The organism is Afipia dichlorophenoxyacetatis, assembly GCF_055386385.1.
Window position 1 is genome coordinate 2,534,118 of the sequence record NZ_AP029250.1, and the last position, 14,996, is coordinate 2,549,113.

The window sequence follows — 14,996 nt, forward strand, 5'->3', positions numbered from 1 at the left end:
TGCGTCTCTCGATGCCGTCCATTCACTCAACAGTATACATGGCGATATCCGAAGAGGCTGTGCGGGCGTTGGCGATATTCCGCGAAACCGATCACGACTCGCAAAAAAAGAAGGAGGCATCGAAAGATGCCTCCTTAAGTCTCAGAGAGAACTTGTGACAGCCAGGGCGTCTGCCCCGGCTGCAAATGGTCAGTTGATCTGCGCACCGGCGGAGTCCACGACCTTGCCCCAGCGGGCGTAGTCGGCACGGATAAGCTGCGCATATTCTTCCGGTGTGTTTGTCGTCACCGTCAGGCCCTGCGCCTCAAGGCGCTCCTTCACGTCCGGCAGATTGCCGATGCGCACAACTTCTGCATTCAGACGCTGCACGATATCGGCCGGCGTATTCGCTGGCACCACGAGGCCGAACCAGGACTCGACCGCAAAATCGGGCAGGCCGGCCTCGGCTGCGGTGGGGACGTTCGGAAGCAGCGGCGAGCGTTCACGGCTGCCGATGACGAGGCCCTTCACCTTGCCGTCGCGAATTTGCGGCGCAAGCACGGTCAGCGTGTCGAAGGCGAGGTTCACCTGATCGCCGATCAAAGCATTGATCGCCGGAGCGCTGCCCTTGAACGGGACGTGCAACAAGTCGGTGCCCGTCTGGCTTTTGAACATTTCGCCGCTCAGGTGGCACATCGTGCCGGGGCCGCATGACGAGTAGGTCAGTTTGCCCGGATCTTTATTCGCTGCGGCAATCAATTCCTTCACGTTCGCAATCGGCGTATTCGGGCTTGCCGCGATGACGTAAGGAACGGAGGCGAGCAGCGAGACCGGCGCGAAGCTCTTGAACGGGTCGAAGCGGATGTTGCTGTTGATGTGCGGCAGGATCGCGAGCTGCGCCGCTGGCGCAAGCGCAATGGTGTAGCCATCGGGCTCGGCCGTGGCGACGAATTCAGCAGCGATCCCCGTGCCGGCGCCGGGCTTGTTATCGACGACGACAGGCTGCTTGAACGCTTCGCTGAGCTTGTCGGCATAAACCCGCGCGATAGTGTCGGTGGCGCCGCCCGCCGGGAACGGCACGATGAACTTGATGGTGCGGGCCGGCCACGCCGCCCCCGCGAACGATGCGGTGCTGGCACTAACAAGCATGCCAGCCGCCACGAGAGACGCCGAAATCAACTTGGAGAGCCTGAAGGAACGCATCGCGATATTCCTTTGTTTGGGACAAGCCGTCCCGTTCGCGCGTCATGTGACCGCGCGTGAGAACGAAATTCTATTTTTGAAAGACGTGCTGGAGAGAGCCTGACGCCGTTTCGCCCGTTAAGTCCTGGTCCGTCAGCGCGAAAGATGCGCCGCTGCATACATCAGAAAATGGCCCTGAAACGTGTGCACCGCAATGAAATGCTATTACGAATGCATCCGGCAGCATGGAGCATCCGTCTCACGCCAATTTCCAGTGGAGAAAAATATTCTCTTTTGCGGGTTTGATGCGCGGAAGCCGCTGGTGCTGCCGCCGCAGCACCGGATTATCGCCTTTAATAATGTCAACGTCCCACCATTCGCCGCGATGCCGGTTTGTGGAAATTCCGAGAGCATCTGCCGCGGGGAGGGTTCGGGATCGCTGCCTCACTTGAGGATCAGGCAGCGAGAAACGCCGCCTGATCCTGAGGGGCTTTCGCAGGGATTACCGTTGAGCCGTCTGTGCAGGTTGAGCCGGAGGAGACTTCGGTTCTTTGGTCGCGTCCGGAATGCATGAATTCGCGGTGATCACGATATCCCGATAGCGCTCTTCAAAGATCATTTTATTGATAACGAGAGGATCGTTGTTCGAAGCCTCTTTGAATTTCAAATGGACGCCGAACAACGGTGTCTTGTTTTTATCGAGCGTCTCGTCTCTCGATGCTTTCGCCGCGATGACCATCACGGCCGAATCGATCTTTGAGTCATATATGGGAATTGTCGAGCCAGCGATTTGCTTCTTGGTTCGCTGAACACAGAGCCATCGATCGATGCCAGCCTTCCGCAGGGCGTCGAGCAGTCCGGGTCCATCAGTTGATTTGCCCGTTTGGTCGGTTATTTCGGGGAAAAGCAGAGACAGAGCCCTGTAGTTAGCCGTTTGATCTTGGGCGTCCACGGTGGGCGCAAAATAGTGAAGCAGATCGTCGCGTTGGCTCCCGCGCAGACCATTGCCCTGCAGATGGCGACTTAACAAATCCAGAAAATCGCTGACGTCGGATTCCAAGCTCGGCCGGTTGTGAGGCTGATCCGACGGATGAGGGGCGGGAATATTTTTAATGTCCGCAGGTGTCACTCTATACTTGGGGAGCATCGGAAGAATATCGGGCTTGGTTCTGAGCAACGAGAGAGCGGCATTTGCCACCTCCGTCCCCATGCAATAGGCGACGTCCTGACTTGACGTCGGTGACAGGAGGAGCCGGCGATACAGCAGGTACGCGATATCCCGGTTGTCGCGGATGCCTGCGGTCAAATACGGCTGAACCTCAGTGTCGCATTGATCTCGCATCGTTGCGGGATCTCCAGTCACCTTGAGCGCAGTTGTGGAAGCAAAGCTCTTATAGGCGTCCAGAAATTTGGAGTTGCCGTCGACAACAAGGCTGACGACAGGGCGAACGTTGAGCAGCACGGACGACATCACCCGTCCGTACTGGTCATAGGTCGTGACCCAGTTCCTTCCAACGCGAAGATCATTGCCGTCGAGCTGTCTTTCCTTGTCCTCAACTTGGAAAAGATCTGCGAATGCCTTGTAATCAGTCAGGATATCTTGCGCCTGCTGGACATTGTTGTCGAAGTCGACCGGCTTCGTAACTCTGAAGAGGGCATACATCGAGGTCGCCGCGGACTTTGCAAGCGTTGCTCCTCGCGAGAGCAGGTCCGCGAACGTATCTTTTGTATTAATTCCGATCGCGGCATCGATCCGGTAATTATCTTTCCCGTTGAGAAAAAATTGTCCGCTGCACGTGCCTCCATGCAGATCATTCGAAATGGCCCCATTGTAAGTGATCATCATCGCGTTGATGCGAAAGACCGTATTGTCGGTAGTTTGTGGCGAGGGAGCCGGAGGATTGGCGGCTGTCGCATCGGCGACAATGGGAGGTGTCGCGGCATTGGAGGACGTTATCGATACGCTCTCGTTGATTGCCCCGGACGACGTCAGTCCTTGGAGCAACCCCTTGGCGTTGGCAATGAAGTCCCCGACCTTTCCGTTTGCGTTGCAAGTATAGTCGACAGAGTAAAGTCTCGAGCCCTGAAGATTTCCGAGCGTGCCGGAGGTCACGGTAACAAGTTTGCTGGCGGCCATCGCCCCAGGGATATTCACTAAGCTAATCGTAAAAAGAACAGCCAGACGTTTCATGTATACTCCCCAATACTTATTCCAAAAGAATGACGCTCTGCGCTGCTTCGGCAACGCAGATGCATGCTAAAAATTTTTGATTGCGCAAAATTTCAAGAAAGATGGACGTCGATTGGCCGCCGCGATGTTTCGGAACGCGGGCCCCTGACGACGCTGATCGACGCGCCCATCATGGATTAAGCGGAATAGACCCGCAGGCCCTCCGCAACGATGGCAATCCCCCACAGCCTGCCCCCAAGACGATCAATCGCTGTCCGCTTCCCGCCCTCTGCGCCAGCGAGGCGGAGCTTATGCGTCGAAGCATCCGGCTTCAAGTATTCGTGCGATGCCGGCCTGACGAATTCCCGACAGGGTCTGTCGCAATACGAGGTTTCGGGATCGGCACGAATTTTGATTAAGCTGCGCCTTGGCGTTCGAAGGCGGACATGAAGTCCGCTCTGGCTTTCACCAGTTTGTCATGAACTTCGGGGGCTTTCGCTGCCGCGAAGAAGTCAATGCGATGATGGCCTTGCGAAGGAACGGGATTGGGTCGGATTATTGGCTCGGCCCCATGGTGCCTGTTTCTTTCAGGCGGGACGACTTCACCCAGCCGGTGACGCTGTCGCCGGTCCTGGGGTTCGAATACATCACGGACGTCCAGCCGTCATTGGTCTCGGCATACGCGATCAACGCATCCTTTGGGATGACGAACACGCCCGGCATTGGACAAGCGAGATTCGGCGCTGAATAAAACTGTAGGCGTACCTTGCCAATCACGACCTCACCAAGGGGCGGCGAGAATATCGGGGCGTTGTCCGCGCCGATCTCCGGCTCCTTGCAATCGGCGAGCGCGGGAGCGGAGAGCGACAACACCGCCGCAAAGGCGAGCAGGGCGGCTTTGGCGGTCACGGTGGTCATCATCATCTCTCCCAGAAAATTGCTTCAGAAAGTCCTCAATACGACTTTGTCGGCTTACGCCCGCGCCAGGTTCGATGTGCCTTTATAATGTGCTGGAGGATAGATGGCGCCCGCTATCCAAACGTGAAAGCGTAAGCCTGCACGCCGGGATCGAGGAAGCGGATCTCGAACGTGTGGTCCGCAATGGGGCCGTTCTGACGAGCTGACTGATAAAGCCGCATGCTCCTCATGCACCGTCCAGTTGCCGGTCAGTCCCCATTGGTTCAGCTCCGGTTTGCCGACATCGTAATCATGACCGGTGTCGCGCACCGCGCCGCTGGGCGAGATGAAGTTCTCGGCGCGGTCATAGCCGATGTAAGTCTCAGGTGATTTCACGCGGGTCAGATCGGCTGACGCTTCGTCTCAACAAGCGAGAAGAAGAGCGCGGGCGCGCCGTGCACGCGCACCCGCGAAGGTAAAGCTTAGAAGAAACCGAGCGCCTTGTTCGAATAGCTGACCAGCATGTTCTTGGTCTGCTGGTAGTGGTCGAGCATCATCCTGTGACACTCGCGCCCGGTGCCCGATTGTTTGTAACCGCCGAAGGCGGCGTGCGCGGGATAAACGTGATAGCAATTGGTCCAGACGCGGCCGGCCTGAATGGCGCGGCCGAGCCTGTAAGCACGCGTGCCGTTGCGGGTCCACACGCCGGCGCCGAGGCCATAGAGTGTGTCGTTGGCAATGGCGATCGCGTCTTCTTCGTTCTTGAATTTCGTCACCGACACCACGGGTCCGAAAATTTCCTCCTGGAAGATGCGCATCTTGTTGTGGCCCTCGAAGATGGTGGGTTCGACGTAATAGCCTTCCGCGATTTCACCTTCCATCTTGGCGCGCTTGCCACCGGTCAGCACCTTCGCGCCTTCCTGCTTGCCGATGTCGAAATAGGACAGGATCTTTTCTAATTGATCGTTGGTGACCTGTGCGCCGACCATGGTCGTTGCATCGAGCGGATGACCCTGCTTGATCTTCTTGGTGCGGGCGACGGCGCGCTCCATGAATTTGTCGTAGATCGCTTCCTGCACCAGTACGCGGCTCGGGCAGGTACAGAATTCGCCCTGGTTGAGGGCGAACATGGTGAAGCCTTCCAGCGCCTTGTCGAAGAAGTCGTCGTCGGCTTCGGCCACATCGGCGAAAAATATGTTGGGTGACTTTCCGCCGAGTTCGAGCGTGACCGGGATCAGGTTATCGGATGCGTACTGCATGATCATCCGGCCTGTGGTGGTCTCGCCAGTAAACGAGATCTTGGCAATGCGCTTGTTCTGGGCGAGTGGTTTGCCGGCCTCGATGCCGAAGCCGTTGACCACATTGACGACGCCCGGCGGCAAGATGTCGGCGATCAGCTCCATGACGACGAGAATGCTGAGCGGCGTCTGCTCCGCAGGTTTCAGCACCACGCAGTTACCCGCTGCAAGGGCAGGGGCCAGCTTCCAGGTGGCTGTCAGGATCGGGAAATTCCACGGGATGATCTGGCCAACCACGCCGAGCGGCTCATGGAAATGATACGCAACGGTGTCGTGATCGATCTCGGAGATGCCGCCCTCCTGCGCGCGTATAACGCTGGCGAAATAGCGCCAGTGATCAACCACCAGCGGCATGTCGGCATAGGTGGCCTCGCGGATCGGCTTGCCGTTGTCGAGTGTCTCGACGAGGGCGAGAAGATCAAGGTTGCTTTCGATTTTATCGGCGATCCTGTTGAGGATCAGCGAACGCTCCTGCACCGAGGTCTTCGACCAGGTTTCCTTCGCCTTGTGGGCGGCATCGAGCGCGAGCTCAATATCGGCCGCCGAGGAGCGCGGAACTTCGCAGAGCTTTTTACCGGTGATCGGGCTTGGATCATCGAAATACCGTCCTTCCACCGGTGGCACCCACTTGCCGCCGATGAAGTTATCGTAGCGATCGCGAATGAGAACCTGTTTGGAGACCTTCTCTAACGCTTGCTGAAACATGGCAATTTCTCTCCTGATGAACTGCACTGAGCGTTGTTGACTTGTCTTTGGCCCGGCTGGACGTTCCTTGTCTCCGCCATATAAAAGCGAGCCGGATGTCTCTGGTTCTGTGTATTGCGGCGTCGCATTCAGAAGAGAAGGCAGGCTCCTCTCCGTCAGGTTTAAATCTGCGTCTGGCGGCTCGAGCCGTCAACGTTATATTCATTCAAATATCACGCACGCGTTTGTGTTGCCGTTCCCGCTCAGGTGCGGGGATGCCTTCGTCGTTGTGGCAATGTTGACGGATCAGATTGGCGCGTTGTCTTGCGACTAAGTGAGCAGGCTACGCGTCCTCCGCGACGCCCGCTTTGCTGCGGTGACGGGCGCATGATAGTCGTTGACGGCCGCAGTTCGGTTTGCGTTACGTTTGCAACATAAAAGGGAATGAAACTTGAGATTGCCGCCATTCGCCGCTGCCTTTGCACTTATCGTCATGGGGGCAAACATGGCCGCCCACGGCCGTCCGCTCAGCGCCATTGAGTCCACCCGCACCTTGCGCGTTGGCCTGACGGGTGATTATGCGCCGTATTCGCGCCGCGCGCCGGATGGCTCATTTCACGGAGCTGATGTGACGATGGCGCACGCATTGGCGACGTCGCTCGGTGTGACGCTCGAGATCGTGCCGACGACATGGAAGGCCATGGCGGCGGATCTTCAGGCAGATCGCTTCGATGTGGCCATGGGCGGCGTCAGCGTCACGCCGGATCGCGCGGCCATCGGCGATTTCTCCATCACGGTGTTACAGGACGGCAAACGCCCGATCGTGCGTTGTTCGGACACGGAGCGCTACACGTCGATCGCGGCGATCGATCGTCCTGGCGTGCGTGTCGTGGTCAATATCGGCGGCACCAATGAGCGTTTCGCCAAGGCGAACTTCCCGCACGCCTCGCTGGAGGAGCGTGATGACAACCGTACGGTCTTCGGCGCGGTGGTGAGCAATCAAGCCGACGTCATGGTCACCGATGGCGCAGAGGTCGATTATCAGGCGCGGCAGCATCCGGGTGTTTTGTGTGCGGCAAAGGTGCCGGGACCATTCGATCACTTCGACAAGGCTTATTGGATGACGCGTGACGGCGCCCTGAAGCAGGCAATCGACAGATGGCTCACACAGTCCCTCAAGGCGGGGGACTATGACAAAGCCTTGGCGGACGCCGCGAACGAAAAGTTCTAGTTTCGCGCCTACTTTGCGCTCCCGGCGTTTCTCATTCTCGCGCCTTGCAGCAGAGCCTTGCACATCTGGAAATCAGGCGCGGGGTGCCCTAAATGAGGGACCATGTCGGACCGCCGCGCTCTCGAAGCTTTCATCCATCAATATCAGCGTCTTTTTGTGCTCAGCGGGGCAGGGTGCAGCACGAATTCCGGCATTCCCGATTATCGCGACAACCAGGGCAACTGGAAACGCACGCCGCCGATCACCTATCAATCCTTCATGGGCCCGGAAGCCAACCGGCAACGGTATTGGGCACGCAGCCTGATCGGCTGGCAACGTTTCGGCCGCGCCCAGCCGAATGGTGCGCATCGCGCGCTGGCTAATCTCGAATCCAGAGGCGGTTGCGAGATTCTTCTCACGCAGAATGTCGACCGGCTGCATCAGGTGGCGGGTCATCGTGATGTCATCGATCTGCACGGGCGGCTCGACAGGGTTCGCTGTATGGCATGCGGCGAAAAGAGCCCACGCGATGCGTTCCAGACAGAACTCGCGCGCTCGAACGGTGCGTGGCTTGAGCTGGGCGGACGCGATGCGCCGGATGGCGACGCCGATCTTGATCACGAGGATTTTTCGTCTTTCAGCGTGCCGCCATGCGCATCATGCGGCGGCATCCTGAAGCCGGATGTCGTGTTCTTTGGCGAGACTGTTCCGCGCGAGACGGTCGAGACGGCAAGGACACATATGGACAACGCCGACGGCATGCTGATCGTCGGCTCATCGCTGATGGTGTATTCCGGCTTTCGCTTCGTGCAGATGGCGGCTCAGCGCGGCATCCCGATTGCGGCGGTGAATCTTGGCCGCACGCGCGGCGACGATTTGCTGTCGCTGAAAGTCGAAGACCAATGCGAGGCCGCGCTTTCGTTTCTGCTGCGAGAGTGAGGCTTAGCGGGAGCGATATCGATTGTCGGAACGCGAACTAAATTGCTGTCCTTTACCAAGCTCGCCTCGAAGCCAGCCAAGAGTTACCGGTGAGGTCAGCGGATCTGCTTGGTTGCAATGCTCGCAGCGAAATTCACGGGCGCCCAGTGGAGCGAACATGAAACTCATCGGCTCTTTGCAAAGCGGACATGTTGGAGGAGGTGGTTTGGCTTCGCGCATGGCTCACCTCTCTTGAATGAGGCGGGAGCACAACACTCTCAGTCACCGCTGTTGCCGGATGACGAGCGGCGATACAAGACAGTGCGCCTTCGGTAATCAGATAGCCAGTTAATTCAGCAGGCGACGACCTCTTTCTTTGTGGCCTATTCGTCATTTAAGGCGCACAGTAATCCCTTTCCTGGTTCCTTATTTCATCACCTTGACCGCGTCGTTTCCTTCGGTAGGCGGCGCGGTTTTAATTGGCAGTGGCCTCATTTCACGAAGAGGCGTAGAATCTTGCCATCATAGACCGTCTGATGACCAATACCGGTGATTGAGAGTGTCGCGCTCCCGTCTGATGTTTCACCAAAGAAGGAGCTTATGCCATGACGCTCACGCGAGGAAGTTTTCAGCATTTTGACTATGACAGAATGATCGTTCTGTTCACGATGACGGATGCTGCGACCGAGGTGGCATGTGCAATCAGTTCCGCTGCCATGGACGGGCTGGAGGGAAAGACCGGAGTGAAACCTGCCCAGCGCGAAGAACAGTTTCTCCGGCTCCGCGATCGCATTGAAGAGCGTGCCTCGCATAAATTCGCCAATCATGAACTTGAGGGACATCCTCCGGGTGTCGTTCTCCGCAGCGTGGATTTTCGCTGAAAATATTGTCTCGTCGGTACGCCGTCGGGTGAATGCTATGTCAGCGCATCAGTGAAGGCCGCGATTCAAAGCGCTGTCGATCGGATCGCTGCGGCGAGTGTCCGCAGTGAATTGCGGGCAAGCCGGTCCGATGCGCTCGTATAGAGGACGATGTCGCGGGCGGGCAGGGGTGGAAGATTGAGACGCGCGGTGAGATCGACCGTGCCCATCGGTGCCACACGCCGGCCAAGCGCGGCAATCGCTAGCCCCGCCGAGATCGCTGCTCCGACTGTGCTGATGCCGTCGCCGACGAAAACTTCCGTCCATGCCACTCCCGCGCCATCGAGCGCATCGACGGCCATGCTGCGCACGCTGCAGGGCGCAGGCTGTGTCGCCAACCGCAAAGGTTCGCCGGCGTGGTGCTCGAAGTCGGGCAGGCCCATCCAAGCAAAATCTTCTTCCATGATGATCTCGCCCCCATCGCGGCGATTGTCGTGACGCAGGACCACGGCTGCATCAAGCTCGCCGCGATCATATGCAGCGACGAGATCGCGCGAGGTGGAAATCCGCATTTCCATCACCACGCCAGGCTCTGAGCTGTTGACCTGTTTCAGGAGGCGCGGCAGCTCGGCGCCGACAATGTGATGGTTGATGCCGACCACGAGACGGCGGCGCTCCGCCTCAAACGATCCGACCGCACCTTGATGCGCAGCCACGAGCGAACGCGCCGGCTCCAGAAAGGTCATGCCTTCGGCGGACAGGCGGACAAGGCGCGATGTGCGCTCAAGCAACCGCCGGCCGAGTCCGTCTTCTAGACGTTTGATCTTGAGACTGACCGCCGATTGGGTGGTGTCGAGCGCCTCCGCCGCACGGGTGAAACTCCTGAAATCCGCGACAAGGACGAAGGCCTGCACGGCTTCGATATCCAGCGCTTTCATAGGGCATCCATTTCAAATCGTAATCATTGAAATATTATTCCATATGATTTTCCAATGATCAACGTGGCTCTATGATCAAAACCAACGATTGAGGCTTGGGTGAAAGCAGGCGATTTGCCGATGCCGAGCCGGCCTGGAGAAAGGGTCTCATCATGATCATGGCGAACTACGCTCACCGTCTACCGGCAACGCTGGATATCAATCAGATCCGCACGCGGGCGAAGGAAAGAGGCCCGTTGTGGGACGCGACCCCCGAGTTGGTCTTCAAGGGATTCCTGTTGCGCGAAAGTGGGCGTTACGGCGCCATCGCTCACAACTATTCGTCGTTTTATCTCTGGCGACAGGATGACGCGTTCCGCAATTTCCTGGTGGCGGGTCACTACAAAACAGTCACGGATTCCTTCGGGCGCGCGGACATCGCGACACGCTTTGTGCTGGATGCGCGCAAGGGGAATGGCCGCGATGCTCGCTTTGCCTTCAAGGAAGAGGTGAGCATTCCTCTCGATGAGGAGCTGACGGCGGCGTGTGAACGGGCCATCGCACGCAACCGGGAGGGGGCGACGCAGCCGGGCACGGTTGCTGCTGCGGTCGGGGTCGATCCGCAGAACTGGACATTCACGCACTTCGTTCTGTCTGAAAACGCGCCGTCCGGGAGTGAGGCGGGGACGGGCTATGAAGTGCTTTATCTGGCGAAGCCTTTGCTGGACACGCTCGCGCGAGGAGACGCTGCGTGAGCAATCGTTTGCAAGCCGGTCGCGTTGATCGCAGGCCCGTTCGTTTCAACCAGGTGCCCGGTCTGCCGTCACAACGCGACGAAATGGCCGCTTACATGCTCGGCATCATCGCGACCTTCGCGGTGATCATCGGGATGACCTATGCCGCGATTGGAGTGTGGCGAATGCTGTTTTGATCTAGCGCGGCTTATGAGCGACTATTGGAGGAGCGTGCCTCAGTTCGTGCTTCACCGGGGCGCATGCCATACCGAAGCTGAAAAGCGCGGCTGAATGCGCTCTCGGACTGATAGCCCACGTCCGCGGCAATCCCGGCGAGGGGGCGGCTTGATCCCGATATCTTTCGGCGCGCGAGCTCAAGCCGCATCTCGGAAAGAAATGCGAGCGGCGACACCTGCGCCGTCTTGCGAAAAATTCTGACGAGGTTTGCCCGCGACGCATTTGCGAGAGCGGCCAGCTCATCAAGCGTCCAGGCGCGGCTTAGGTCGTTCAGCATCGCCGCGACAACGCGGCCTGCCTGCGGATGACCAAGCAAAGCCAAAACGCTCGCGGATGAAGTCTCGGATTCGATATGCGCACGAACCACCATAACAAGGAGCACGCTTGCCAGATCGGTCGCGATGGCTGCAGCGCCGGAACGAGCGCTTTCCAGCTCCATCTTGATGAAGGCGATAAGGCGCTCCATGTGCTGCGCGTCTTGTCCGACTGCGCCTGGAATGACGATGGCTTCCGGCAACGCCGCCATCACGAAGTTCTGTCCGGCATGTTCGAACTTGAGCCGGCCGCAGACGAGCTGGGTATCCGGTTCCGCGTCGGTGTTTGATTTAACAAGAATTGCGCGATTCGGTTGGCTTTGAATGCCGAACGGCCCGCGGTTCGTGGGCGACGTTGTTACACTGTGCACGACGTGAGCGCTTCCGTGCGGGAGAACGACGACATCTCCTGTTCCGAGTGGAATAGAGCGGTCGGCCGCTGTGAGGTGCAGCACACAGTTCCCGCCTGTCACAATGTGAAATGGCGCCCAAGAGTTACGTTCGCGCGGGTGGTCGGATGCCCACTGCGCTTCAAAACGGCAAATATATTGCAATTCCGGACGCACCCTCAGCAGCGGCGCCAAACCACTCAAGGCGTCGGATGCGGAGCCTTCCATCATTCGAAATGTCTCACCCATTGAATGATCCGTGCGGACACGAGCCTGAGCCTGGCAAGCATTTGCCCGGCGACCATCCGGAAATACCGTCCTTCTTATAGATCCAGCACCGTACACGACAAGCTTATCGCGGCTTTAGCTGAACGAGGAGACGTCACGATGTCTACACACGCACGTCACCAACTCTCACGACGCGGCTTCTGCTTGTGCTGTCTCGCCGCCACAACCGCGGCGGCTGCAGGTTGGCTCACGCCCCGAGAAGTCTTCGCCCAGGCAAGCGGCATTGTTGAGATGATGCGTAGCGAGGCTGCGAAGGCGAAGATCACCGTGCACAAGCTGCGCGGGAACGTCAGTGTACTGGAAGGGTCCGGCGGCAACATTGCGGTGCTGACCGGTCCAGATGGAAAACTTCTTGTCGATGCGGGGATTACGGCCACAAAGCCCCGCATCGTCGAGGCGCTGGATAGTCTCGATGCCAATCCAATCAAGCGCCTGATCAATACACATTGGCACTTCGACCACTGCGATGGAAACGAGTGGCTTCATGCGGCGGGCGCGGAAATTCTGGCCCACACGAATACGCGGAAGCATTTGGCCTCGACGCAACGTGTCGCGGATTGGAGCTTCGATTTTCCGCCATCACCGGCGGGAGCATTGCCGAGCGAGCTGATTACCGCCGACAAGACGCTTCATCACAATGGATCGACCATTTACTTGAAGGTGCACCAGCCTGCGCACACCGATAGTGATATCTCGGTGTACTTCACCGAAGCCGATATTCTGCACACCGGCGATATATGGTGGAATGGGATCTATCCGTTCATCGACTATTCCACGGGTGGCAGCATCGACGGCACGATCCGTGGGGCCAGCGAATGCATCGCGATGACGACCGGCCGGACAATTATTGTGCCGGGCCATGGTCCGATTGGTCACCGCGCTGAGCTCATCGAGTTCAGGGACATGCTGGTCGATATCCGGGGCAACGTTGCCGCCCTCAAGGCGAAGGGTCTCTCCCTGGACGACATTATCAAGGCCAAGCCGACGGCAGCCTTTGACGCGAAGTGGGGGCAGTTCGTGATCGATCCAGCGTTCTTTACCCGCATTGCGTGGGAAGGGGTTTGATCGTCGCAGGCTCCACTCAAACAGCAAACATTCGGAAACCGAGATGTCCATTCAAGAGAGCGATCTTCCCATTGGAAGCATCAACGCCAAGCGCGGTTTGTCACGCAGGAATTTCATCGCAGCGTCCACAAGCCTTGCGGGGAGCATCGTTGCGGGAAAGGCCGTTGCCGACACGCTGGCCGACGTGCCGCCGCGCGAGCCTGGTGCCGACCTCGGTGGAACAAGCGAGCGATCGAAGTATGTTAAAATCGCCCGCATTCCAGAATCCACACCGGGCAAGCGCAACATTGATCCGAGCGACGCGATCAACTCGAAGACGCCGCTTGACAAGCTCTTCGGCGCCATCACGCCGTCGGATCTGCACTACGAGCGAAGCCATTCCGGCGCGCCGGATCTCGATCCGGCCAAACATCGACTGCTTGTGCACGGTATGGTGAAGAAGCCATTGGTGTTTAACGTTGAGGATCTCAAGGCGATGCCGTCGATCTCGCGCACGGTCTTCATCGAATGCACCGGCAACGGCTGGGAAAATTGGAAGAAGGCTGACGAGAACGTCACCGTCCAGAACACGCACGGTCTTGTCAGCACCAACGAATGGACCGGAATTCCGCTCAAGTTTCTCGTCGATCTGGTCGGAAAGGATTCCGGTTCGAATTGGATGCTCGCCGAGGGGGGTGACGCGGCGGCGGTCGCCCGCAGCATTCCGCTCACCGATGAGATCCTGAACGAAGCGTTCGTCGCGTATGGCCAGAATGGCGAGCCGCTGCGGCCAGCACACGGCTTCCCCATGCGATTGGTCATGCCGGGCTTCGAGGGCAACCTCAACATCAAATGGCTGCGCCGCCTCGAATTCGGCGACCGGCCATGGATGACGCGCTGGGAAACGGCGCGCTACACGCAGCTTCAGGCCAACGGCAAGGCCATTCAATTCCAGCTTCGGATGGATACGAACTCTGTGATCACGTCGCCCTCCGGAACGATGGTGATCAAGCCCGGATATAATCGCATCACCGGGCTTGCATGGAGCGGCCACGGCAAGATCACCCGCGTGGAAATCTCCACCGACGGCGCGAAGACCTGGAAGCCCGCGCAACTCAATCTTCCGACGTTGCCGAAAGCACAGTCTCGATTCCAGATGGATTGGGTTTGGGACGGTAAACCGACCAAGATCGTCAGCCGCTCGATCGACGACAAGGGCAACGTCCAGCCGGACCGCAAGTCGTTCATCGCAGAGGTCGGGACCAATGCGCTGTTTCACTACAACGCACAGCAGACCTGGAGCATCGACGAGACGGGGAGGGTTCGCAATGTCCTCGACTAAGAAAGCCTTTCTCGCCGGAGCGATCGCGTTGGCTTTTGTCTCGCCCGTGCTCGCATATGATTTCGGCCGTCCGGCGACGCCCGATGAAATCGCATTGTGGGATATCGACGTCAGACCGGACGGCAAGGGATTGCCGCCGGGCAGCGGCACCGTTGCGCAGGGTAAGCAGATCTTCGCCGACAACTGCGCTGTGTGCCACGGCGACAACGGCGTCGGCGGCATCAAGGACCGACTGGCTGGCGGGCAGGGAACGCTGGCGTCGAACGCGCCGGTGAAAACCGTCGGCAGCTACTGGCCTTACGCTACGACATTGTACGACTACATGCACCGGGCGATGCCGTACCAGGCGCCGGGGTCGCTGAGCAACGACGATTACTACTCCCTCGCGGCCTACATCCTGAGCCTGAACGGCATTCTGACTGACGACGGCAAGCTTGATCGCGACAGCCTGCCGAAAATCAAAATGCCGAACCGCGATGGTTTCGTGCCGGATCCGAATTTCGATCCAGCCAAACTGTTCAGGAAGAAATGAC

General features: G+C 58.5%; 14 protein-coding genes and 1 pseudogene. 8 read left to right on the forward strand and 7 right to left on the reverse strand.

What is annotated here, in order from left to right; translation table 11 throughout:
- Positions 1-189: 189 nt before the first annotated feature.
- The 5 genes and pseudogenes from ACZ5C3_RS11750 to exaC form a co-directional block, all read right to left on the reverse strand.
- Complete coding sequence (locus tag ACZ5C3_RS11750; RefSeq protein ID WP_464037837.1) at positions 190-1,182, reverse strand: Bug family tripartite tricarboxylate transporter substrate binding protein; 993 nt, start codon at positions 1,180-1,182, stop codon at positions 190-192.
- 481 nt (positions 1,183-1,663) lie between these two features.
- Positions 1,664-3,352, reverse strand: coding sequence for a hypothetical protein (locus ACZ5C3_RS11755; protein ID WP_464044726.1), 1,689 nt, complete (start codon positions 3,350-3,352; stop codon positions 1,664-1,666).
- 534 nt (positions 3,353-3,886) lie between these two features.
- Entirely contained in the window at positions 3,887-4,255 is a 369-nt protein-coding gene (locus tag ACZ5C3_RS11760) for a hypothetical protein (protein WP_464044727.1), read from the reverse strand.
- 107 nt (positions 4,256-4,362) lie between these two features.
- Positions 4,363-4,648, reverse strand: a pseudogene (locus tag ACZ5C3_RS11765) (hypothetical protein); the annotation flags it as partial.
- A 62-nt stretch (positions 4,649-4,710) separates the two neighbouring features.
- Positions 4,711-6,231, reverse strand: a complete 1,521-nt coding sequence (exaC, locus tag ACZ5C3_RS11770) for an acetaldehyde dehydrogenase ExaC (protein WP_464037840.1) — start codon at positions 6,229-6,231, stop codon at positions 4,711-4,713.
- A gap of 430 nt (positions 6,232-6,661) precedes the next feature.
- Here exaC and ACZ5C3_RS11775 point away from each other — a divergent pair, with 430 nt between their 5' ends.
- The 3 genes from ACZ5C3_RS11775 to ACZ5C3_RS11785 all read left to right on the forward strand — a co-directional run bounded on the left by ACZ5C3_RS11775 (position 6,662) and on the right by ACZ5C3_RS11785 (position 9,219).
- Positions 6,662-7,441 (forward strand): transporter substrate-binding domain-containing protein, encoded by a 780-nt coding sequence (locus ACZ5C3_RS11775; protein ID WP_464037841.1) that lies wholly within the window; start codon positions 6,662-6,664, stop codon positions 7,439-7,441.
- A 102-nt stretch (positions 7,442-7,543) separates the two neighbouring features.
- Positions 7,544-8,359, forward strand: coding sequence for an NAD-dependent protein deacetylase (locus tag ACZ5C3_RS11780; protein WP_464037842.1), 816 nt, complete (start codon positions 7,544-7,546; stop codon positions 8,357-8,359).
- Positions 8,360-9,006: 647 nt separating this feature from the next.
- Positions 9,007-9,219, forward strand: a complete 213-nt coding sequence (locus tag ACZ5C3_RS11785) for a DUF1488 family protein (RefSeq protein ID WP_464038321.1) — start codon at positions 9,007-9,009, stop codon at positions 9,217-9,219.
- Between the two features lie 65 nt (positions 9,220-9,284).
- On the opposite strand, the gene ACZ5C3_RS11790 is transcribed toward ACZ5C3_RS11785, so the two are convergent.
- Positions 9,285-10,136 (reverse strand): LysR family transcriptional regulator, encoded by an 852-nt coding sequence (locus ACZ5C3_RS11790; RefSeq protein WP_464037843.1) that lies wholly within the window; start codon positions 10,134-10,136, stop codon positions 9,285-9,287.
- A gap of 95 nt (positions 10,137-10,231) precedes the next feature.
- On the opposite strand from ACZ5C3_RS11790, the gene ACZ5C3_RS11795 reads away from it, so the two are divergent.
- Positions 10,232-10,870: a DUF4865 family protein gene (locus ACZ5C3_RS11795; protein ID WP_464044728.1), complete on the forward strand. Its 639-nt coding sequence runs from the start codon at positions 10,232-10,234 to the stop codon at positions 10,868-10,870.
- Positions 10,867-11,046 (forward strand): hypothetical protein, encoded by a 180-nt coding sequence (locus ACZ5C3_RS11800; RefSeq protein WP_464037844.1) that lies wholly within the window; start codon positions 10,867-10,869, stop codon positions 11,044-11,046. The genes ACZ5C3_RS11795 and ACZ5C3_RS11800 overlap by 4 nt, the downstream gene beginning before the upstream one ends.
- Before the next feature lie 11 nt (positions 11,047-11,057).
- Here ACZ5C3_RS11800 and ACZ5C3_RS11805 read toward each other — a convergent pair whose 3' ends face one another.
- Positions 11,058-12,038 (reverse strand): AraC family transcriptional regulator, encoded by a 981-nt coding sequence (locus ACZ5C3_RS11805; protein WP_464037845.1) that lies wholly within the window; start codon positions 12,036-12,038, stop codon positions 11,058-11,060.
- 138 nt (positions 12,039-12,176) lie between these two features.
- Here ACZ5C3_RS11805 and ACZ5C3_RS11810 point away from each other — a divergent pair, with 138 nt between their 5' ends.
- The 3 genes from ACZ5C3_RS11810 to ACZ5C3_RS11820 are packed head-to-tail and all read left to right on the forward strand — an operon-like array spanning position 12,177 to position 14,995.
- Positions 12,177-13,142, forward strand: a complete 966-nt coding sequence (locus ACZ5C3_RS11810; protein ID WP_464037846.1) for an MBL fold metallo-hydrolase — start codon at positions 12,177-12,179, stop codon at positions 13,140-13,142.
- Between the two features lie 43 nt (positions 13,143-13,185).
- Positions 13,186-14,463, forward strand: a complete 1,278-nt coding sequence (soxC, locus tag ACZ5C3_RS11815; RefSeq protein WP_464044729.1) for a sulfite dehydrogenase — start codon at positions 13,186-13,188, stop codon at positions 14,461-14,463.
- Positions 14,450-14,995, forward strand: coding sequence for a c-type cytochrome (locus ACZ5C3_RS11820; RefSeq protein WP_464037847.1), 546 nt, complete (start codon positions 14,450-14,452; stop codon positions 14,993-14,995). Before soxC ends, ACZ5C3_RS11820 begins: the two co-directional genes overlap by 14 nt.
- The last annotated feature ends 1 nt before the right edge of the window (position 14,996 follow it).